This is a genomic window from Clostridioides sp. ZZV14-6150, from assembly GCF_020657875.1.
Lineage (GTDB): Bacteria > Bacillota > Clostridia > Peptostreptococcales > Peptostreptococcaceae > Clostridioides.
This window is the reverse complement of the sequence record NZ_JAGWDA010000002.1, coordinates 42,989-66,793: the sequence shown is the minus strand read 5'-3', so window position 1 is coordinate 66,793 and position 23,805 is coordinate 42,989. Positions and strand designations below refer to the sequence as shown.

19 protein-coding genes, 1 pseudogene and 1 riboswitch are annotated in these 23,805 nt (G+C 27.5%); of the genes and pseudogenes, 1 reads left to right on the top strand and 19 read right to left on the bottom strand.

Going from position 1 to position 23,805, the window contains the following annotated elements; translation table 11 throughout:
- Positions 1-2 precede the first annotated feature (2 nt).
- The 18 genes from ftsH to KGF41_RS02670 all read right to left on the bottom strand — a co-directional run bounded on the left by ftsH (position 3) and on the right by KGF41_RS02670 (position 21,850).
- Positions 3-1,820 carry an ATP-dependent zinc metalloprotease FtsH gene (gene ftsH, locus KGF41_RS02755; RefSeq protein ID WP_227829938.1) on the bottom strand — a complete coding sequence of 606 codons (1,818 nt, stop codon included), beginning with the start codon at positions 1,818-1,820 and terminating at the stop codon, positions 3-5.
- A 30-nt stretch (positions 1,821-1,850) separates the two neighbouring features.
- Entirely contained in the window at positions 1,851-2,294 is a 444-nt protein-coding gene (locus KGF41_RS02750) for a MarR family winged helix-turn-helix transcriptional regulator (protein ID WP_227829939.1), read from the bottom strand.
- 296 nt (positions 2,295-2,590) lie between these two features.
- Positions 2,591-3,223 carry a TetR/AcrR family transcriptional regulator gene (locus KGF41_RS02745; RefSeq protein ID WP_227829940.1) on the bottom strand — a complete coding sequence of 211 codons (633 nt, stop codon included), beginning with the start codon at positions 3,221-3,223 and terminating at the stop codon, positions 2,591-2,593.
- Positions 3,224-3,376: 153 nt separating this feature from the next.
- Positions 3,377-4,267, bottom strand: a complete 891-nt coding sequence (locus tag KGF41_RS02740; RefSeq protein WP_227829941.1) for a homoserine O-succinyltransferase — start codon at positions 4,265-4,267, stop codon at positions 3,377-3,379.
- A 29-nt stretch (positions 4,268-4,296) separates the two neighbouring features.
- Positions 4,297-5,562: an O-acetylhomoserine aminocarboxypropyltransferase/cysteine synthase family protein gene (locus tag KGF41_RS02735; RefSeq protein ID WP_227829942.1), complete on the bottom strand. Its 1,266-nt coding sequence runs from the start codon at positions 5,560-5,562 to the stop codon at positions 4,297-4,299.
- A 109-nt stretch (positions 5,563-5,671) separates the two neighbouring features.
- Positions 5,672-5,774: riboswitch (SAM riboswitch) on the bottom strand.
- Positions 5,775-5,827: 53 nt separating this feature from the next.
- Positions 5,828-8,485 carry a cation-translocating P-type ATPase gene (locus KGF41_RS02730; protein WP_227856329.1) on the bottom strand — a complete coding sequence of 886 codons (2,658 nt, stop codon included), beginning with the start codon at positions 8,483-8,485 and terminating at the stop codon, positions 5,828-5,830.
- A gap of 129 nt (positions 8,486-8,614) precedes the next feature.
- Positions 8,615-9,358 (bottom strand): peroxide stress protein YaaA, encoded by a 744-nt coding sequence (gene yaaA / locus KGF41_RS02725; protein ID WP_227856328.1) that lies wholly within the window; start codon positions 9,356-9,358, stop codon positions 8,615-8,617.
- 9 nt (positions 9,359-9,367) lie between these two features.
- Positions 9,368-9,832 carry a thioredoxin-dependent thiol peroxidase gene (gene bcp / locus KGF41_RS02720; RefSeq protein ID WP_227856327.1) on the bottom strand — a complete coding sequence of 155 codons (465 nt, stop codon included), beginning with the start codon at positions 9,830-9,832 and terminating at the stop codon, positions 9,368-9,370.
- 267 nt (positions 9,833-10,099) lie between these two features.
- Positions 10,100-11,797, bottom strand: a complete 1,698-nt coding sequence (ade, locus tag KGF41_RS02715; RefSeq protein ID WP_227856326.1) for an adenine deaminase — start codon at positions 11,795-11,797, stop codon at positions 10,100-10,102.
- Positions 11,798-12,114: 317 nt separating this feature from the next.
- The gene (locus KGF41_RS02710) at positions 12,115-13,269 is read right to left on the bottom strand and encodes a putative manganese transporter (protein ID WP_255611302.1); all 1,155 of its coding nucleotides are present in this window, start codon (positions 13,267-13,269) and stop codon (positions 12,115-12,117) included.
- A gap of 260 nt (positions 13,270-13,529) precedes the next feature.
- Complete coding sequence (locus tag KGF41_RS02705) at positions 13,530-14,369, bottom strand: 4-hydroxy-3-methylbut-2-enyl diphosphate reductase (RefSeq protein WP_227856325.1); 840 nt, start codon at positions 14,367-14,369, stop codon at positions 13,530-13,532.
- Positions 14,370-14,381: 12 nt separating this feature from the next.
- The gene (locus KGF41_RS02700; RefSeq protein WP_227829949.1) at positions 14,382-14,978 is read right to left on the bottom strand and encodes a lysophospholipid acyltransferase family protein; all 597 of its coding nucleotides are present in this window, start codon (positions 14,976-14,978) and stop codon (positions 14,382-14,384) included.
- Positions 14,979-15,029: 51 nt separating this feature from the next.
- The gene (gene cmk / locus KGF41_RS02695; RefSeq protein ID WP_227829950.1) at positions 15,030-15,680 is read right to left on the bottom strand and encodes a (d)CMP kinase; all 651 of its coding nucleotides are present in this window, start codon (positions 15,678-15,680) and stop codon (positions 15,030-15,032) included.
- A gap of 53 nt (positions 15,681-15,733) precedes the next feature.
- Positions 15,734-16,987, bottom strand: coding sequence for an NAD(P)/FAD-dependent oxidoreductase (locus tag KGF41_RS02690; protein ID WP_227856324.1), 1,254 nt, complete (start codon positions 16,985-16,987; stop codon positions 15,734-15,736).
- Positions 16,988-17,011: 24 nt separating this feature from the next.
- Positions 17,012-17,653 (bottom strand): histidine phosphatase family protein, encoded by a 642-nt coding sequence (locus KGF41_RS02685; RefSeq protein WP_227829952.1) that lies wholly within the window; start codon positions 17,651-17,653, stop codon positions 17,012-17,014.
- 210 nt (positions 17,654-17,863) lie between these two features.
- Entirely contained in the window at positions 17,864-18,283 is a 420-nt protein-coding gene (locus tag KGF41_RS02680) for a DUF1653 domain-containing protein (RefSeq protein WP_227829953.1), read from the bottom strand.
- 241 nt (positions 18,284-18,524) lie between these two features.
- Entirely contained in the window at positions 18,525-18,866 is a 342-nt protein-coding gene (locus KGF41_RS02675) for a LytTR family transcriptional regulator DNA-binding domain-containing protein (protein WP_227829954.1), read from the bottom strand.
- A 2,606-nt stretch (positions 18,867-21,472) separates the two neighbouring features.
- Positions 21,473-21,850, bottom strand: a complete 378-nt coding sequence (locus KGF41_RS02670) for a BlaI/MecI/CopY family transcriptional regulator (protein ID WP_227829955.1) — start codon at positions 21,848-21,850, stop codon at positions 21,473-21,475.
- Positions 21,851-22,253: 403 nt separating this feature from the next.
- Here KGF41_RS02670 and KGF41_RS21050 point away from each other — a divergent pair.
- A pseudogene (locus tag KGF41_RS21050) lies at positions 22,254-22,523 on the top strand (HXXEE domain-containing protein); the annotation flags it as partial.
- A 278-nt stretch (positions 22,524-22,801) separates the two neighbouring features.
- Here KGF41_RS21050 and KGF41_RS02665 read toward each other — a convergent pair.
- A complete protein-coding gene (locus KGF41_RS02665; protein WP_413840311.1) occupies positions 22,802-23,773 on the bottom strand; it encodes an MFS transporter in 972 nt (323 codons plus the stop codon).
- Positions 23,774-23,805 lie beyond the last annotated feature (32 nt).

The window sequence follows — 23,805 nt, the reverse complement described above, 5'->3', positions numbered from 1 at the left end:
ATTTACTTTAAATTTAGTATTTCCATGAATTCATCACCTGTAATTGTCTCTTTTTCCAATAAATATTCAGCAAGTTCATGTAGCTTATCGATATTATTCTCTAAAATCTCAATTGCATTTTTATGACAAGTCTTTACTATTCTAAATACTTCTTCATCAATTTTAGCTGCAGTATCTGAAGAACAAGCAAGAGAAGAGTCTCCTCCTAGGTACTGATTACTTACTGTTTCAAGAGCAACCATATCAAATTCCTCACTCATACCAAGACGAGTAACCATAGCTCTTGCAATCTTAGTAGCTTGCTCTATATCATTTGATGCACCTGATGTACAAGTATTAAAAATAACTTCTTCAGCAGCACGACCACCTGTAAAAGTAGTTATTTTATCAATTGCTTCTTCTTTGGACATAAGTACACTTTCATCTTCTGCAACTTGCATAGTATAACCCAATGCACCTGAAGTCCTAGGTATTATTGTAATTTTATGGACAGGTGCAGAATGTTTCTGCATTGCAGCAACAAGTGCGTGACCTATTTCATGATAAGCTATGATTTTCTTTTCTTTATCAGAAATCACAGCTCCTTTACGTTGATATCCTGCAATTACGGTCTCAACAGATTCCTCAAAATCTTGTTGCTCAACTACATCCCTGCCAGATTTAACTGCTAAAAGTGCTGCTTCGTTTACAATATTTGCAAGTTCTGCTCCAGATGCTCCTGATGTAGACCTAGCGATTGCATTATAATCTATATTTGAGTCTACATTTACATTTTTAGCATGTACCTTTAATATAGCTTCACGTCCTCCAAGGTCTGGAAGTTCAACTGGTATACGTCTATCAAATCGTCCTGGACGAAGTAATGCTTTATCAAGACTATCAGGTCTATTCGTTGCAGCTAGTATTACTACACCTATTCCACCGTCAAATCCATCCATCTCACTTAATAACTGATTTAAAGTTTGTTCACGTTCATCATTTCCACCTAGTCCACTTCCATTATCACGCTTTTTACCTATAGTATCAATTTCATCTATAAACACTATACATGGAGCTTTCTCTTTAGCTTGCTTAAATAAATCACGTATTCTAGATGCTCCCATACCTACAAACATCTCAACAAATTCAGAACCAGAGATTGAGAAAAATGGTACATCTGCTTCGCCTGCTACAGCTTTTGCAAGTAATGTTTTTCCTGTTCCTGGAGGTCCTACTAAAAGTGCACCTTTTGGCATTTGTGCTCCTATTTTTTTATATTTTTCTGGGTTGTGTAAGAAATCTACTATCTCACTTAGAGCTTCTTTTGCCTCATCTTGACCAGCTACATCATTAAATCTTTTTCCACTTTGGGCAGATACATACATTTTGGCATTGCTCTTTCCAAATTGCATACTATTACCACCCATTCGTTTTTGCATTGATTTCATCATTAAATTACCAAATAGCATAAGAATACCTATAGGTACTATCCATGTAAGTAAAATACTTAAAAGAGGTGAATTTTCTTTAGGAATAATCTTAGTAAATTCTACTTTTGCATCTTTTAATCTATCAACTAGTTCTGGATCATCCATTCTACCAGTTATGTATATATTTTTATCCTTACTACTAGATGGGCTTATTGCAATTTTATTACTTTCTATCTCAACAGATTTAACCTTTCCTGTATCTAACATTGTAAGAAATTTTCCATAATCAATCTCAACCATTTTTTTATCCATTAGACTTGGAAATATTAAAGCATTTAAAAACATTACTACTATTATTATTATTGTATAGTAATAGAGTATTGACCTCTTTTGTGGTTTGTGTTCATCCATAATTTTGTTCTCCTTTAAATTAATTTTATGTTATTTGCAATCAATATGAGTTAAAAGCTTATTTAATTTTTTTAAGCCCTCTATTATATCTTCCATATCTTGCAATTTTTCACTAGTCATATTTTCAAAATAGTCATCAAAAATACTACTTGAAATATTTTCTTGTATATCTAACGATTTTTCTGTTACTTTAACTTTTACAATTCGTTGGTCTTCTTTATCTCTTATACGATTTAAAAATCCATTTTTTTCTAGTCTTTGGCATATTACTGATACATTGCTATTTGTCATATTCAAATTTTTACCTAAATCACTTATTTTTTTCTCTCCATGTTCACATAGTTCTGATAAAATCAAAGCTTGTACTGCTGTAATCCCAAGCGGTTGATAAAACTGACTTAATGAAGTTGTAAATTTAATATTTATATCTCTAGTTAATTCTAGCAGTGCTTTTTTAAAACTTATCTCATCCATATAAATTCTCCCTGTAAAAATACTTTATTTTACTAATATTTTTAACTTTAAATTCAAAAATATTTTATAAATAATACTTAACACTATAAATATTTAATGTATTAAATATTATAGTATTAAGTATTTATTGTCAATAACAATATTCTAACTTCAGTCATAAATAGTTTATCTTATTATTGAAATTTTTGTATAAAATATTTTTAATAAAAAATCGATGTATTTATTTTACACCGATTCCTCTCATTTTAATCTTATTTAAAAATTAAAATCTAAAGTTATTTACTATTACAATAAATTTAATCTTCTGTTAACATATTATATACAAAATCAAAACTTCCTTTATGTGCACCCAAAGTCGTTTCCATAATACAAACAAATGCCTTTGCTTTTTGTAGTATTTCATCATTATCCCAATCAAACATACCTTTATCAAATATACATTCAGAAGAAACAAGTAAAAACTCTATTGTCTCTTTTGGATATTTTGTATTGAATATTCCTTCTCTTATACCTTGTTCTACTACCTCTGTTAAAATAGGTGTAAAATTTAAAATAGTTTTAACTATTGTCTTTTGATGCATCTCAGCATTGTTGGGTTGGTGAAATTGATTAATCACTTTTTCTTTACTTCCTCCAACTTTAGGTCTTTGAGATATTAATATTTGAAAAAACTTTTCAACAACTGGAATGTCTGGATTTGAAGCAATTTCTTTTAACATATTTATATCATTATCTATAATTCTAGTTATAATTGCATCCATTACCTCTTCTTTAGATTTAAAGTAGTAATAAAATGTTCCTTTTGCAATTCCAATCTCATTTAAAATATCATTTATAGTAGTTTTTGTGTATCCTTTAGTACAAAAAAGCACTTCAGCTGTGTTGAGGATTTCACTTTTACGTTCTTCAGGGTCTTTTATAATTCTCATATAGTTTCTCCTTTCAATAGACCATCAGTCGGTTTAGTCTTATTATATAAAACTACTTTTATAATGTCAATTTTATAAAATAAAAATAAGGTATAAAGAAGTATTATAATTACTTTTATACCTTATAGATTCTCATATTTTTTTGGTTGTATTTTATATTATTAAATAGTTTTTTATCCAATTTCTAAACAAAAGTTCTGAATGTTTTTTCCATTTAACAGTTGGTTCTTTTGAAGGATCGTCATTTATATAGTAATTTTGAGGTATTGAGATTTTATCACCTCTATCTACATCTCTTTTATATTCTCTATCTAAAGTATATTTATCATATTCACTGTGACCCATTACAAATACATCTCTTGAATTTGTAATTATATAAGGACCAGCTTCTTTAGAATGACTTACAATGCTTAATTCATCATTATTTTTTAAAGTTTCAATATTTACAGTAGTGTGTCTTGAATGTGGAGCAAAAAACTCTTTTTCAAATCCATCTACTATCTTACTATTTTTATCTACTTCATGCTTAAATACTCCAAAACATTTTTGACTTAATGGAAGTTTTTTTACATTGTAGTATTTGTAAAGACCTGCTTGAGCTGCCCAACATATATATAATGTAGATTTAGCCTTACTTTTAGAATAATCCATAATATCTTTTAGTTCATCCCAATAATCAACTTCTTCAAACTCCATTTGTTCAACTGGAGCTCCTGTTATTATAAAACCATCAAAAGATTCTTTTTTTGCTTCATCAAATGTTTTATAAAAATTCTTAACATATTCATTACAACTTCTTTTACTCTCTCTTGTTGAGATTTTAATAAATTCTACAGATACATTAAAACCTGTCTTATCTATTCTTCTAAGTAAATCTAACTCTGTATCTATTTTTATGGGCATTAGATTTAATATAGCTATTTTAGTATCTATATTTTCTTTGTATTCTAAATGTTTATTAAAGTCTTCTTTACAAATCACATCTATTCCTTCATCTAATAATTTATTAATAACAGGTAGCCCCTTTGGTAGTATTAAAGCCATATCTTTTCACTTCTCTTTCTCTTATACTATTAGAAATTTAAAGCTTGATCTAAATCAGCTATTAAATCCTCTACATTTTCTATTCCAACAGATAATCTTATTAGTGAAGGTAATACTCCAGATGCAATTAATTGTTCTTCTGTTAATTGTCTATGAGTAGTTGAAGCTGGATGTATAACACAAGTTCTTACATCTGATACATGAGTGACTAATGCTGCTATTTGTAGTTTTTCCACAAATTTTTTAGCATTTTCAAGTCCCCCTTTTACTCCAAATGATAAAACTCCACTGCATCCTTTTGATAGATATTTCTTGGCATTTTCATAATACTTATTATTTTCAAGTCCTGGATAGTTAATCCAATCTACATTTTTATGTTTTTCTAAAAACTTAGCTATCTTAAGTGCATTTTCACTATGTCTCTCCATTCTAAGATGTAGTGTTTCAATATTTAAATTAGTAAGATATGCGTTAAATGGACTCAAACAATTTCCATAGTCTCTAAGTAATTGAACTCTTGTTTTAGTAGCATATGCAGCATTGCCAAACTTCTCAGTATAACTTATTCCATGATATGTTGGGTCTGGCTCAACTAATTCTGGAAATTTTCCATTGTCCCAGTTAAAATTTCCACCATCTACTATAATTCCACCAACACTTGAAGCATGGCCATCTAAATATTTTGTAGTAGAATGAGTGACTATATTTGCTCCATATTTTAGTGGATTACAAAGCACTGGTGATGCTAACGAGTTATCAACTATAAATGGAACATTAATTCTTTTAGCTACATTTGCTATTTTTTCAAAATCTATAACTTCAAGAGTTGGATTTGCAAGTGTCTCTGCAAATACAACTTTAGTATTTTCATTTGCAAGTTCTACTATTTCATCCTCGCTTGCATCTAAATCAAATGATATTAAATCTATTCCAAATTTTTTAAGACTAGGTCCTAATAAATTAAATGTTCCTCCATATACTTTTGAAGAACAAAGTATACTATCTCCAGATTTACATATATTTAAAACTGCCAACATATTTGCAGATTGACCTGATGATACGGCAACAGATGATACTCCTCCCTCTAACAAACTTATCTTTTCTTCAAAAGCTTGAACAGTAGGATTACTTATTCTGGAATACATATGACCATCAGCTTTTAAATCAAATAAGTCAGCAAGTTGGTCTATACTACTATATTTAAAAGTTGTACTTTGATATAAAGGTAAAACTCTTGGTTCTCCATTTCCTGGCTTATAATTTCCTTGCACGCATATTGTTTCTTTGTTATACATTTTTGTATCCCCCTTAGATTTTAATTAAGAAAATTAAACTATTTGTCAGATGAGATTTAAAATAAATAAAGCCTGAGTATATAACTCAGGCTCTGTATAAGCTTAATTATACTCATCTCTCAGCTTTCGCCGCAGGATTTAGCACCAATGTATATAAATATACTGGTTGCCGGGTTTCATAGGGCCAGTCCCTCCACCTCTCTGGATAAGATTTATTTAATTTTTCTATGTTTTATATCTTATATTTTTTTCCTAATTTTGTCAACTATTTTTTATATAATTTTCTTTTAATAAATTTTCCAACCTCTACTTGCACTACAGACATTATAGCTAAAATTACTGTTACAAGCCACTGTGAGCTATTTAAAACAGTTAAATTAAATGCATCTCTAAAATTAGGGACAAATAATATAACTGCCATAAGCAAAGCAGAAGTTAAAAATGAGATTAAAAGAAATGGGTTTTTACCACTATTTTTAGTAAACATAGAGTCTGTATTTGAACGTTGGCTAAATGCACGCAACATTTGTGAAAATGCTAATACACAGAATGCCATTGTTTGACCTACAGTATGGTTTCCTATATTAAGACCAATTTTATATGCTAAAATGGTCATTATTGCTACAAATATCCCCTGAGTAATAACTCTTTGTACAAGATTTTTTTCAAACAAACTTTCTGATTTAACAGGTTGATGCTTCATTATGTTTATACTTGGTGGGTCAACTCCAAGAGCAAGCGCTGGAAGAGTTGCTGTTGCAAGGTTTACCCATAGAATATGCACAGCAAGAAGTGGAGTATCCCAGTTTAACAATATTGCAACAAATAGTGTAAGTATCTCTGCTATATTTCCAACAAGCAAGAATTGTATAACCTTTTGTATATTTCTATATACACGCCTACCCTCTTTTATTGCATAAGCAATTGTGGTAAAACTATCATCCATTAAAATCATATCTGAAGAATCTTTTGCCACATCTGTACCACTTATACCCATAGCTATACCAATATCAGCAGACTTTAATGCAGGGGAGTCATTTACCCCATCTCCAGTCATCGCTGGTACTTCTCCGATTCTTTTTAGAGACTGTATAATTCTGAGTTTATCAAATGGTGATACACGAGCAAATACTGTAGCATTTTTAACAGCTTTATCCAGTTCCTCATCACTTAAATTATCAAGTTCATCACCAGATATAACAGTATTTCCTTCATTCCAAATTCCCAATTCATGAGCTATTGTTGTGGCAGTGACTTTATGGTCACCTGTTATCATTATGGTTCTTATGCCTGCTTCTTTACAAGTTTTTACTGCATCAATTACCTCAGTTCTTGGTGGGTCAATCATACCAACCATACCAATAAATGTCAAATCATATTCTATGTTTTCACTATCTTCCTTTGGTATCGATAAAATTTCACGCTTAGCAAAACCAAGTACACGTAATGCATCTTTAGACATAGCGAGACATAATTCGTGTATATTTTTTTTATCCAACTCTGTAATGTTTCTTTCACCTTTTGATGTTAATATTTTGGTACATAAATGGAGAAGTTCATCCACTGCACCTTTAGTATATACTGTGATTTTTCCATCTATATCATGAACAGTTGTCATACATTTTCTGTCGGAATCAAAAGGTTGCTCAAATACACGTGGATATTTCTCTTCAAGAGCTTCTTGATCTATTCCAAATTTATTAGCCATAAAAATCAATGAACCTTCTGTTGGATCACCTAATATTTCATCTGTTTTATCTGGATTTATACATGCATCATTACAAAGTGCACCAGCATAAACAATCTCTTTGTATACTAGTGGATGTTTCTCAGACGCAGTATCTATTGATGTTACTTTTCCAGATTCAAAATCGCCATTTACAGCAATATGTGTAACAGTCATTTTATTTAAGGTTAATGTACCAGTTTTATCACAACATATTACTGTAGCTCCTCCTAATGTTTCAACTGCTGGTAACTTTCTAATCAAAGCATTTTTTTTAGCCATACGTTGCACACCTAGAGCCATTACAATGGTTGCTGTTGCAGGTAATCCCTCTGGAATGATTGATATAGCAAGGGAAATTGCAATCATAAACATTGGTAAGAGAGGTCTCTGGTAAAATGCACCTATTGCAAATATAATAACGCATACAATAATACCTATAACACTTAATGTCTTTCCAACAGTATTAAGTTTACGTTTTATAGGAGTATCAAAATCATTTTGTGAATCTAAAAGATGTGCTATATTACCTACTTCTGTGTCCATACCAGTTGCAACTACAACGCCTATACCTCTACCATATGTGACAATTGAAGACGTATAAGCCATATTACTACGGTCTCCTAATACACTTTCTTCAGGTAAAAGGTCATCTGAATCTTTTTCTGATGGTACAGACTCTCCTGTTAAAGAAGCTTCTTGAATTTTTAAGCTAGATGTATCTATTAAACGAATGTCTGCTGGAATCATTGCTCCATCTTCTAAAAAAACAATATCTCCTATTACAAGATTACTTGCTTGGATAACATTTTCTTCACCATCACGCATAACACGTGCTGTAGGTGAATTCATATTTTTTAGTGCTTCTAATGATGATTCTGCTTTTTTTTCTTGAACAATACCAATAACTGCATTTACTGTTACAATTATTAGAATTACAAAAGCTTCTGTAAATTCTCCAAATGCTAAAGATAATACTGATGCACCTATTAGTATCAATACCATAGCATCTGTAACTTGGGTCCAAAGCATTTGTAAAACTGTTCTAGGTGGTCTTTTTCTCAGTTCATTTAAACCATGCTCTTTAATCCTGTTTTCCGCCTCGGTATCGGTGAGCCCCTCCTCTGATGAGTCTAAACTCTCTAATACTTCATGTGTTGCCATCGAATGCCAAGGCATCTGTTTGTGATTTTCCATTTTGGAAGATCACTCCTTTCTTTTTTTGATTTAAGAATAATTATATTTTAAAATCCAATTCAATTCAATACTCAACAATTATATTTTACCTAAATTTAACAATTTGGTTTAAAATCTATATAAAAATATCTACTCTTTTACAAACACATACTCATTATTGTTAGATAAGTTTTCTTGATATTTATACCCTTCTAAATTAAATTTTTTTAAGTCGTTAATATCTTCTATTTTATTTTTAATAATATATTTTACCATCATTCCTCTAGCTTTCTTTGCTTGTGTTGATTCAACTTTTAATATATTATTTTTATTTATTTTAAAATTACATGTTACATATGTATGATTATCATTGATAAATTTTCCCACAGTTTTACTGTATTCACTTGATGCAAGATTGACAATAGCTGTATTTTCTTTACTTAATTCTTTATATATACTGTCTCCCCAATATTCATATAAATTTTTAAATTCTCTTATCTGTAGCTTTGTCTGCATTTCTAGTCTGTATTCATATATACTATCATAAGGTTTTACAACCCCATACAATCCACTTATGATTCGAATACAACTATTTGCAAATTCCTCATCTTGCTTTGTAAAACGCTCTGCTTCTATATTTTTATATTGTATTCCATCATAAGTTAAGATTGCAGGACTTCCTAGACTGTCAAATTTAAAATTATCAAATCTACTCTTGTTTAATATGGCTAACTTCTCGTTGATTTTCATTTTATTTTTAAAATCTTCTAAACTAAATTTTTTTATATTCTTTGATATTTCTTTTGCATTATCTATAAAACAAGGTAAGCTTAAATCTCTATCAACTGCTTGTGCATGTTTCATATTTTTAGCTGGTGATAACATTATAATCATAAATTCTTATTACTCCTGTTTTTCCAAATATTCAAGAATCTCTTGTGCATTTGTATCTGGTTTTGCTTTTTCAAAAACTTTTTCAATAATTCCACTTTCATCTACAATATAAGTTGCACGAACGACTCCTAGAGCAGTTTTCCCATACATTTTTTTCTCTTTCCACACATCAAAAGCCTTAATAGCAATTAAATCTGGGTCAGAAAGTAAAATAAAAGGAAGCTCATGTTTTTCTGCAAATTTTTGATGTGATTTAATACTATCTTTACTTATTCCAATAACTGGTATATCATTATTTTTAAATCCTTCATATGCGTTTCTAAATGCACATGCCTGACGTGTGCATCCTGGTGTATTATCTTTAGGATAAAAATATATTACCACTTTTTTCCCCTTAAAATCTGACATACTGACTTCATTTCCATCCTTATCTTCTAATGTAAATTCTGGTGCTTTTGTACCTATACTTAACATAAATATCTCTCCTTTTGTTTTTTAATCAATAATTTATACTATATTTATATTAATACCCTATATTTCTATATATAAATAAAATATTTTACTTTTTTATATGGAAAATTTCATGGATATGTAAATTTTATATACTAAAAATTTCAACTTTATTTGATTAGAGCATTTAAAATGGAATTTATGTTAAATAATTATAGTAATTAAAATAAGCAGGATTTAATTTATGTATTAAATCCTGCTTATTTATTTTTAATCTTCTAATACTCTAATCTATATAAATTTAAATTCTTCTACATCAAATAGACCTAAATCAGTAAGTCTTATTTTTGGAATAACAGGAAGAGCCATAAATGAAAGTGTAATAAAAGGGTCTACATACTTTGGAACTCCCATTTTTCTTGCTATTTTTAACATATTATCAGTTGTTTCTTGCACTTTATCTGCTGGAAGAGTACTAATTAATCCAGCTACTTGAAGACTTAAGTGAGCAAGTACTTTTCCATTTGATACAATTACATAGCCACCCTGTATATCTCTCAAGTAATTTACTGCAACTATAATATCTTCATCATTATCTCCTGCAACTATGATATTATGTGAATCATGAGCTACAGTAGTTGCTATTGCTCCATTTTTTATACCAAAACCTTTTAATGGTGCAACTGATATGTTTCCAGTCATTCTATGTCTCTCAACAACACAAAGCTTTGAATATTCTTCATTTGGATTGAAATATCCATTTTTGTTTGGTATAGATTCAAATAATTTATTTGTTAGAATCTGATATGGTACAATTTCCATTACATAATTTTTCTCATTTGACTTTAATTGTATTTTTTCTCTATCAATATCTTTAAATTTAACTGTATTAAGCAGCTCTTTATCCTTAATTTCATAATTATAATCAGAAAAAATTCCCTCATCTATCAATTTACCATCTTTATAAACACTACCTACCTCCATATTTTCTAAATTGTTTAGAACAACAATATCTGCTTTATACCCAGCACCTATTGCTCCAATTCTATTTAGACCATATGCTCTTGCTGAATTATAAGTTGCAATTTTAATAGCTTTAATTGGCTCCATACCCAAATCGATTGCACATTTTATATTCCATCTTATATGCCCTTGTTTTTCTATATCATCCAAATGTTTGTCGTCTGTACAAAACATAAATTCTTCAATTGGTAAGCTATATTTCAATAATCCCTTTATTATAGCTTCTAAGTTTTTTGCTGCACTTCCTTCTCTTATAAAAATTTTTAGACCTGCTCTTAATTTTTCATACACTTCATTAAAAGTTACACATTCATGGTCATTTTTTATTCCTGCACATACATATGCTTGAAGTGACTTTCCAGTTATATTTGGTGCATGTCCATCTGCCATTTTATCTTTAAAAGCCTCTAATTTATCTAAAATTTCTTTTTCAGCAGATATAACATCATTAAAACACATTACCTCTCCTAATCCTAAGATTCTAGGATTATTTATGTAGGCATCCATATCTTTTGCACTAAAATTTCCTATTCCATTAGTTTCGAATCTTGTTGCAGGTACAGATGATGGTAGCATAATATATACATTTAAAGGTATCTCTTCTGTTGATTCTAGTAAAAAGTCTATTGCACTTGCTCCTTTTACATTGACTAGTTCATGAGGGTCAGCTATAACAGTTGTTGTACCTGACTTTAGTAATTTTTTTGATAATTCAATTGGCATTACCATTGTAGACTCAATATGCATATGTGCATCAATAAAACCAGGTGATAAGTATTTACCACTACAATCAATCTCTACTTTTCCACTATATTCGCCGATTCCAACAATTGTATCCTCTACTATTGCTATATCTCCTACTATTAATTCTTCTGTGAATACATTTATAATTGTTCCATTTTTAAGTACAATATCAGCTTTATCTCTTCCACTTGCTACATCACACTTTTTTTTCAAATTACTCATTTTTACAACTCCTCTTAAATTTTTTATATCAATATACTTGTTGTATCATATTAATTTATATTAGCATATTTTATGCTTACATCTCTACCCTACTTACGTTGAGTATGGAGTATTTGGCCTATCTTCGATAAAAAGCATTTATTCCATAATTTATTAAATTAAATACAAAAACATGAGAAACAATAATATTATTTCTCATGTTCTTTATAAATATTTTAATTATATTAAATTTTATTTTTTATATTTTTAATATTTGTTACTATATCCATAGTATAGATTTATGTATTTTTATCATTTATACTAATAACTACTTTTAATTAACCTAAAAATGCATAAACTATCATTCCTACGATTATAGCTGGTATAGTAGTAATAATCATAGCCCATAAGGAAGATTTTTTGTCCATTGCTAAAAGTGGAAAAAGAGCATCTCCATCTTGAGATATGGAATTAGCTATTACTGCACCAAGTGGTATAGTTCCTTTCAAGTAAAATGACATAAGTACAATTTGTATACCACACCCTGGAATAAGCCCGAGACCTGCACCTATAAATACACTAATTACACCTGTTGATAAAACTAAATTAACTAAGTATTCATCTCCACCTAAAACCAATATTATCAAATCGTAAATAAGATATGCAATAAAAATCCATGTAATAACAAATGAAATTTCACCTACAGAATGTATAAGCATTTCTCTTAAGGAAATCTTCTTATTTTCTTCCTCTTTTTGATTAGAATTTTTAAATACTTTTTTAAAACACCACATATAAACTATTGAGAATAGTATTCCTATAACTGCTATTGCTTCTTCTAGTGAATGTAATTTTTCAATAATAGGAAGATTTATTCCAGAATGAGCAAGAGACATAAATATAAAACCTATTAATACAATTCCTATATAAACTTTGTACCCTTTACCATGTGTTATTATAAATGCAAGTCTATTCGTATTTCCATGAGATTTAGCTAAATTATCCAAAATGATACCATCATGATTATGCGACTCTTCATTCTCTTTATGGTCACTTTTATCTATATTATGTTTGTCTGATTTTCTATATTTATTTAATTTCAATTTTTTTTCTAATTTAAAATAATCTACTAGTTGTCCCGTTATTATTCCTGTAATTGTACTAACTATAGTCACAAAAAAATACATTTTAATATTTGATGAAATAAGTATAAATGCAGCATCCCCCATACTTGCTATTAAACTTGCAATGATTGCTCCAAAGCTTAATTTTCCACTTATATATAATGGCATGATTGCCAAACTCCCACCACAACCTGGTATAGCTCCTATCAAAGCTCCTATTAAAGGTTGATATTTTCTATTTTTTGATATAATATTAGTAAAATTACCACTAGTTTTATAGTTTATATATCCAAATAGCAAAATAAAAAATCCAATCATAGAACCCACATGTAAAAATGCTTCTTCAGAAGCAGATATTAACATTTCCATTAATTTACCTCCTATATTAATTTCGCAATAATTATATTATTTTTCATTTGTTATTGATAATCAATATCATTATACCTTTTAAATTTCTAATATTAAAAAGTGCATATCTTATATTGTTAATTTCTTGCATATTAAGATACACACTTTCTGATATTAGGTTATCTAGTTATGACATGTAATAGTATAAAATTACATATAGATATTACAATAAATTTTATATATTATACCAATAGTACACATGTTTTTATTGTTTACTATATTTATAAATTCTCAATAAATGTTATTACTTCCTCTATTATCCAATCTGGTGTAGATGCTCCTGCTGTAACTCCTACATTTTTATACTTCTTAAGCATATTTACATCCAATTCGTCTTTAGTTTCTATTGCAAAGGTTGGAACTAAATCTTCACAAACTTTTACTAACTTTTGAGTATTAGAACTGTGTTTTCCACCTATAACTATCATACAATCAACTTCTCTTGCTAATTCTTTAGCTGCTTCTTGTCTAGTTTTTGTAGCTGAACAGATTGTATCATTAAACACTATATGTTCTAGTTTATCAGCTAATTTGTCAACTATATTTGAATATAAATCTGGATTTATCGTTGTCTGTGCAACAACACAATATTGTTTTGAATTGTCAAATTCCATATTCTCCATTCGCTCTACAGCTTTTATTATTATTGCTGAGTTTTCGCACCATCCATTTATACCTATCACCTCTGGATGTTTCATATCTCCAATAACTATTATTTCATAACCCTTATTATGATACTCACTCACTACTGTATGTATTTTCTTTACAAATGGACATGTAGTATCTACAATTTTAAGCTTTTTATTTTTAGCTTCTTTGTATACTTTCTCAGGAACTCCATGAGATCTTATTATCATATTTTCATAATCTGGTATTATATCAATTTCATCTACAGTTTTAAGACCTTTCTGTTCATATCTTGCTACTGCTTGTTTGTTATGAATAAGAGGTCCTAAAGCATATATTCCAGAATCATTTTTCTCTACTTCATCCCATGCCATTTTCATTGCTCTCTTTACTCCAAAGCAAAATCCTGCATTTTTTGCTATTTTAACATTCACAAAATTCCCCCCTTATTTTGAATATTTAAAGTAATTCTGTTTTATTATTTCTAAAACTTCTTGTGACATTCTTTCATGGTCATCATTACTTAACTTTTCTTTAAAATGTTCTTCAAATGATATTGGCTCTCCAAAATACACAATTACCTTACTAAAAAGTTTATACTTAGATATTATCGACACTGGTACAACCTTAGATTTACTCTTTATTGTAAATAGAGAAAGACCTGCCTTAGCTTTGCCAAAGTTATCTCCTTTAATTCTTGTTCCTTCTGGAAATATTCCCAACACATAACCATCTCTAATTGACCTTAAAATAGTTTTTATAGTAGATACATCTGGCTTTTCTCTATTTATAGGCATAACATGCAATTTTTTTAATATAAAACCTAATGGTTTCACTTTAAATAATTCTTGTTTTGCAATAGCTGCTATCTCCCTATTCTCTATAGCTGCAGCTAAAAATACAGGATCAAGATTTGACTTATGATTTGAAGCCACCACTATATTTCCTCTATCTGGTATATTTTCGGCACCTATAACTTCATATTTAAAAAACACTTTAGAAAAACATCTAAAAATATTTATTGCAAATCTATAAAAATTCACGTTTATCTCCCTTCAATACTACATTATATTCTCGTTTTAGATACATTGAGCTTAAAAACTTATCTTAGATACAACTTCTTGTACAACCTGCTCTATAGTCTTTCCTGTAGTATCTATTTCTAGTGCATCATCAGCTTTTACTAGTGGTGCAAATTCTCTATTTGAATCAATTTCATCTCTCTTTACTATATCTTCAATTACTTCTTTTAAAGTAGTATTATATCCTTTATTACAAAGTTCTTTATAGCGTCTACTTCCTCTTTCTTCTGGTGTAGCTACTAAAAAGAATTTATAATCTGCATTTGGAAAAACATATGAACCTATATCTCTACCATCTAATATTACTGAACTTTTTGTTCCAATTTTTCGTTGAACTTCAACCATCAACTTTCTTACTTCTTTTATCTTAGCTACATTGGAAACATTATTGCTTACTTCTATTGTTCTGATTTCCTCATTTATAATTTTTTGGTCTAAATATATGCTATTATTTTTAAAATCTATATCCGAATTTTCAGCTATTTTAATAACTTCTTTTTCATTATTGACATCAATATTATTTTTTAAACACTTATAAGTAACAGCTCTATACATAGCACCTGTATCTATATAATTTATATTTAGTTTTTCTGCTACTATCTTAGCTATTGTACTTTTACCAGCCCCTGCTGGTCCATCCACAGCTATAATCAAATTACTCATATCTACACCTCTATTTTATTTATATTTAATAATCGACTTATTAAAAACTATACTTATACACTAGTCCCTGCAAGATATCCAGTTGAAAATGCTATTTGTAAATTATATCCACCAGTTTCTGCATCTACATCTATTACCTCACCTGTAAAAAATAAATCCTTTATTAACTTAGACTCCATTGTAGAAGAATTAATTTCTTTAACTGAAATACCACCAGAAGTAACCATTCCAGTGTTTATGCCTGTAGTTCCATTACAAGTTATTTTCATATTTTTTATATACTCAATAATTTTAATTTCATCAGCCTTAGACAACTCATTTGCTTTTTTATCACTTAAAGATAATATAGAAAGAATTTCTCTTAAGAAGTTTTGAGGTAATATCTGTTTAAGATTATTTAAGATATTTTTATTTGGAATTTCTCTAATTATATTAGAAATTTCATTGACATCTAAATTTGGTAAAAAATCTATATTTAATTCTACCTTATCTTTTTCAATAATCTTATTGATATAAGAAGACATTATAAGTACACAAGGACCTGTTATCCCAAAATGTGCAAATAGCATGTCTCCTGATTTTGATATTTTCTTTTTCTTAATCTTACAAGATATTTCTACATTTCTCATAGATATTCCTTGTAAAGCTTTAATCCATTTTTCTTCTATTGTAAGTGGAGCTAAAGCAGGATATAGTTTATTTAATGTATGTCCATGATTTTGAAGAACCTTATACATTAAACCATCTGAACCTGTTTTTGAATAACTAACTCCTCCAGTTGATATAATAACTTTATCACCTAATATATTATCTCCATTATCTAAAATGACACCCTTTATTGAATAATTTGCTTTATTATTGTTATGGTCATCTTGTTCAGTGATTTTTTCAATTATAATATCCACAACTTTTTTATTATACATTATCTTTACATTATGATTAATTAAGTCCTTATTTAATACTTCTATTACTTCTATCGATTTATCATTCTTAGTATAAACCTTATGGTCATTTTCTTCTTCAATCTTATACTCTAAATTTTTACTTTCAAAATACGATATAAGATTTTTATTTGTAAATGCATAAAAGCTACTATATAGAAATTTTTTATTGTTTACAACCTTATCAAAAAAAGCTTCTATCTCTCTATTGTTGGTAAAGTTACATCTACCTCCACCAGTTGCTCTTAACTTTCTCCCTAACTCTCCATTTCTTTCAATCAATATTACTTCATTATTGTTTTTTGAAGCTGACAAGGCTGCCATCATGCCAGATGGACCTCCACCAACCACTATAACTTTACTCATAAACTTCTCCTTATAATTTGATACTTACTCAAGTGCAGAATTATTTATTTTTACATGATTTTTTATATGACTTGTATCATTCATCTTTATTACTACTGGACCGTAATCTTTAAATTCTACTATATTTAAAGCAGTGTTATCTTGCTTAATTCTGTATATATTTTCCATACCTGACTCTAGGAATGATAGTAACATAACCCTCAATGTAATTGAATGTGTAACAAGAACTATATTTTTATCATTGTATTTTTCATTTAATTCCTTTATAAAAGTATCTACTCTTTCTTTTATAATTTTAAGAGTTTCTCCTTCTGGTATATTTACTAAATGTGGCTCATTTCTCCATGTTGAATATATATCTGAATAGTCTTTTTGAATTTCTTTTATTAAAAGACCTTCCCAAACTCCAAATCCCATTTCTCTAAGTGCTTCAGTTTTTTGGACTTCAATATTGAGCTTATCACCTAAAATTTGAGCTGTTTGCATTGCTCTTCCTAAATCACTACTAAAAATATAATCAATTGAATACTTACCAATGTCTTCAGAAAGTTCTCTTGCTTGTTCTATCCCTTGTGCTGTAAGGTCAGAATTACCATGACCTTGTGTTTTTCCTAATAAGTTCCAATCTGTTTGTCCATGTCTTACTATATAAAAAGTATTTCCCATATTTCCTCCTAATATATCTGTCTATTTTTTATTAAATATAAATTGTCACTTCTCAAAATTTAATTATATCATATAACAGTTTACTATGTTTCTATTTTATAACTTAATCTAAGATATTCTTCTCTTCTCAGCTCATCCTATTTATATTTACCACAATTTATTATATAATAACAGTTTTTTTCTTAAATTATAAAATGTAATCATCATATTTTATTTATAAAATTCTTCAAATCTATATTCTTGAATCGGATTAAAATATTTATCTCTATCTACTTTTGATAAAAACATGTCTAGTGGCCTTACAAATACTCCTGTATCATCATATAAAGTTTTATATAAGACCAAATTATTATTATCTTCTTCTTTTTTATGATAAAAGTTTCCATTCAAGTCTCTATATATAAAAATATTTTCATCTAGCTCAGTATGCTTAACATCTAGCTTATACCTAACTGTGTTTTTAGTTAACCCTTTTTCATTATATGTTTCACAGATTTTTTCTATATCATTACTATCAATGGCTTTGCTCAATCCCATTGTAGCATAATATTTTCCTTTAAAATGTTTATAAATACAAGGATATTTTAATTTTCTTTCATCAATGTTTAGACTATTTTTTGGTTTATCCATTTTACTATCCTCTCCTACATGTATTGTTTGAAAAAGTTGTTTATGAGTTTAATTTTTATTTATATAAATATATTCTACTTTTCTTATTACGCAGTTATATAAAATCATGTAACTAAATAAAACTTATCCTATATTTTATTTATTAAAAGCAATACTTGTCTTATATTTTATCATAATTTAAAGTTTATTAATAATACAATAAAATAAATAAAGAGGCTGTATAAAATACAGCCTCTCAAAGTTAATATTTATAATCATATAATTTTTCTAACTTCTTTTCTAATTTCTTTTTTCTATCTAAACCTAAAACTCTTATAAAGTTATTTCCTACAAAAATACAATTATTGCTGAGATAAAATTCACACTTATCTAAATTTACAATATAACTGTTACTACATTTGAAAAAATTTTCTTCTTTCAGTAGTTTTTTTATACTAGAAGAATTTTCTCCAATATAATAAGTTTCATTTTCTGTATAAATTTTTGATTCATACTCTTGCTTTTCTATGTACAAAATCTCTTTAATGTTAATTGAAAAACGTTTATCTTCGTGTTCAATATTAATAAAACATTCCTCTTTCATTACCATCCCTCCAAGTATTCTTATTAATTTAATTTTAGTGTTTTTTATCAATTTAATCTATCGGAAATATATGTAAGATTAGTCTATTTGAAATATTTATAAAGTTATTTTTGATATTGACTTACAAACTCATTTTTTGGCATTAATTTTTAAAGTTAAAATAGCCTATTATAAATAATATCAGTAATTATAGATACATATTTCTTTAATAAAATAACTCTTCAATAAAGTTGTGTAAAATTATACATATAAAAGTAAATATTGACTTTTATATGTATAATTTTAAGGATTAAGATTTAATTACAGATTTGTTAAAATAATTTTATACTTCTTAATTATCAATTGAAAGTTCATAGACATATCACAAATATATAGCCAAAATCAATCTTGTGGTAACAACTAACAAACACAGATTATCTATAAAGTCTAAAGTAAAAAATATGGAATTATATAACTTGCAAAAGATTTCAGATTTGCACAAAGGATACTACAAAGTGTCTCTTGTCTTATTCACGGTCCAAAGACAATTATTATAATAGCTGGAATGAACAAAGTAGTTGATGATGTTCAGTCTGCCAGTGGAAGAATTTGAACATTTACTTGTTCTGCACTAGCATTAAATTGAAAACGTAAGGCCCCTTTAGAAAAAACTACTCATTACAAGGTAAGCATTTCTTGAAATTATTAAAAAGTTGATAAGTAATATTACATGGTATAGTTATGGACATAAAAAAACAGTCTATATGTTAAAATAAACTGCTCTATAAACTAAAACTTGATAATTTTTAAAATTGAACCTGTATAATTATATCTATAGGTTCACAATAACAATCAATCCTAAAAATCCTATCATAAGAATTGTTCTAATCAAAGCTAATACATTGATAATTATTTTTGTCTTATGTTTTTATATATACTATCAATAATCCTTTTGTAATATTGTACTGTCTAGACTTCATACTTTATATCCGTTCTAATTACTATTTTCCATCTGTTTATGTGCTTCTATTTTTTCATATCCAAGAATCTTGTATTCACAAAAGATATGTGAAAATACTCTTTTTTATTCTGAATAACTTGCTTCAATTTATTTAAAAATCTGCATAATATGTTGTCACTATTAGTTCTTCATAGTATTCTAACTTTAATACCATCTAATAATAGGAGGAATTTATGAACTACTTAATAGTTTTCTTAATAAGGTTATTTATATATTTTTTACTCCTACCATACAACTTAGGAATATCTGATTTAATCTTACTTATTTCACTAATACACTCATTTTAAAGAATCTTATCACAATCAACTTTATCTACTTCACCAGATAATTCAAGTTTCAATATTTTAAAACAAATAAGCTATAATATATCAATTAGAAATATTCACTAAGCTATTTTTATATGTATTAATTAATTTATTATATTATCTTTTTTAGCTTTAATTTTAAGTATTATACGTATTGATACAAATATTGAGATATTGGACAATATCAATAGTAAAACTATTACTAGAAAAACAACTCTCCTTTCAGGAGAAATTTTTAAAAGATTAATAATATAATCGTAAAGTATAAAAAAAGATAATAAATTTGCTATCATTGGAACACATATATACAATTCTTTTTTACTAATTTTAAAATTAGTAAAAGAAATTTTATATATGTACAATAATATAATTAAAATCAATTTTCCAAAAAAGATAGCTTCATATCTGTATAAATTTCCATTAAGTAAAATATTCATATTATCTAAATTGTTCATTGAAACTACTAATAGCATACTCAATGCATTTATACCTATTAACACCATCCAATAAAAAAACAAAATCACTAAACATTTATATATATTGACCTTATAATTTGACTTATAAAAAATAAAGGTTATAAGAATACATATCCATATTCTATCATTAGCTCCTACATTTATATAAAAAGAACAAATAATGAGAAAAACAGAAAATAAGAAAGATATATTTAACTTTATTAAATTAGTTTTTACTTTACTTGTATAATCAAATACTTTCTTGCATGCCCATATCTCTATAATAGAAGAAACAATTGTTATAAACGTGTCTAGCATAATAACTCCCCAAAAATAATTAATTTATATCTTCACAATAAAATATACCATTAAAAATACATACTCATTATAACATAAAAAGACACTTAAATTTAATATTATTACTTAATGATTTTAATAATAGTATAAAATCAACTATGAAATATTGACAATTAAGTTGTTAACAACACAATCAGAAAATATAAAAATTATTTCTTCATTTTATTTTAATTATGCTCAAAAATATAAGTCGACTCTAAGAACAATTAGAAACAATTAAGGCAGTTTGATATGATTAAATAAAATAATTGCTTGAATTAAGAAAAAATAGTGAATTAAAAGATTATTTTTAAAACTAAAAACATAGAGCACTAAAATAGGTGGTATCATTTAATTTGATACCATCTACTTTAATCATTATAGGTATTTTATTGAATTTACGCCTATTAATCATCAATTTATAAATAGTTGGTAACTTATTAAATAATACCAGCATAGATTTTTGTATATATCTATCTATTAAAAACTTAAACATACAAACACATATACTTATTCATCCTTTAAATTTTTAAAATGATTTTCAAATAAATCTAATGCATTTTTGTCAATAACTTCATCTTCATGTAATGCTGAAAGTAAACTTTGCAAAGAATTATCATGTATATTACTTAAAAAATCTTTTGTCTCAACATTTAAATATTCTTTGTGTCCAACAACTATTGTATAATGAGTATATCTATCTATTTTTTCTGCATCCAAGAAATGCTTTTTAACAAGTCTTGATAAAAGTGTCAATGTTGTTGTTTGTTTCCATCCATATTTTTGTTCCATAGCTTCAATAGTTTCTTTTGATGTCACTGTATCATTTTTTTCCCAAATAAACTTCATAACTTTTAACTCTGCTTGTGGTATTTTTGAAATTGTCATAACCTTACGCCCCTCTCAAACTTTTATTAAATTAATACTATCGCAATATAGTTTTTAAGTCAAAGATTTTGTCGATAATAATATTTTCCAATTTTTTCCATAAGTTATTTCTTGATATAATTCTATAACAAATTACATAAGAAATGTTTATTCTACATTATGAAATTAAATATATACACTATTAAAAAACTAAAAATTTAAACTTTTCTTTAATTGATATATAAAAATTGGATATATAGCATTTATATTTGATATTTTCTTTGAAAGAAGCGTACAAAAATTAAAAAATAATTTGTGTTCGATTTTCTTATAATATCACTTTTTTATTATTACGCTTTCAATTATAACTTTGCTATCTTGTATCTTTGACAACTATTTCATTTAGTATGGATGTTTATTTGCTTTTACATTTCATTTTATATTTCCTCACTTTAACTTATATATCCGATTTAAACACCATGTTCCTGGCATATTCACATCCATAATCTTTTTACCAATCTGTATCTGGCTACTTTATATTACATCGAATATGCTTAATTATAGTCTATTTAAACTTTCACTTTCCTGTTTTATTGGTACAGTTTTACTAGTAATAATATTTGTTTCACTTCATAAAGCTATGAAATTTTTTGAATATTTACTAATAATGTATCAGGTTGAAAATAATTATTAGTTTTAGATTCTTTTATTGGCTTGCATTATTAAATTCCTCCGTATTGTATTTTAGAAATATAATAAAACACTTACTTCAAATATATTGAAGTCTATATTTTTATAATTTCTACCATTATACAACAGGCAAACAAATGCTACAAGGAGGTTGTAAAAACACAATTTTAAGGTTAATAAAAATAAAAGAATTCATAAAAATGAATTCTTTTATCTATAATTTTGATTAGTTTTTTAAATATAGTACTAAAGCTACTCTTCTTTTTTATCAAAGTTTAAAGATTATTTTACATTATCTTTAGTAAATAATCCAGTAAATTTATACATCCAAAGTGCATTCAAAAATAATAATATACTTGTTGAGAAAAATACTGTTCTAATACCTAAATGGGCCGATATTTGTCCCCCTAAAAAAGCTCCTGATGAACATCCCATATACTGAGCAGATGCATTATATCCAAATATTTTTCCAACATATTCTTCTGGTGCAATTTTTTTTAATAAACTATTTACAGAAGGATTAAGCCCTGCCACTGATAATCCTAATAAAAATCTCAGCAACATCAGTTGCCATGCAGTTCTTACAAAAGCTTGTGGTATAAATATAATTCCTGCCCATAAAAGTGAAATTAGTAATACCTTTTGAGGTCCTATTTTATCTGACATTTTTCCAAGTTTTTGAGCTGCCAATAGGTTTGCTAATCCTGATGCAGAAAATGTCAATCCTGCTATTAAAGCTACATTTGATGCAAAATTTGTAAGCTGTGATATATATATTGTTACAATTGGTTCTATAGAATATAATGCCAGCTGAGTAATAAATGTAGTCACAAAAATAGATGCAATTAAAAACTTATTTGGCAATGGATTTAATTGTTCTTTAGGTATAGAAATTAACTCTTTTATTTCTTTAGGTCTAAAATTATCTACTACAAACAGAATAGATATGATAAATGATACAAATAATAATCCTCCTGTTATAATAAATACACTTTTAAGTCCTAAAATTGATTCTATATACCCTCCTACTGTTGGCCCAATTAATGAACCAGTAGTTGATGCAGTTGCAAGTGTACCTAAGGCCCAACCAGAATGATTTTTATCTGTCTGAGTTGCAATCAGTGTAGTACATGCAGTTGCATAACCTGTAAAAACACCTTGAAGAATCCTTAGCCCTAATAGCTGATAAACATTTTGTACAAATGTCATTGTAAATATCACTATTCCCATGCCAATACTTGCACGTAAAAGCATTGATTTTCTTCCATATTTATCAGCAGCTTTCC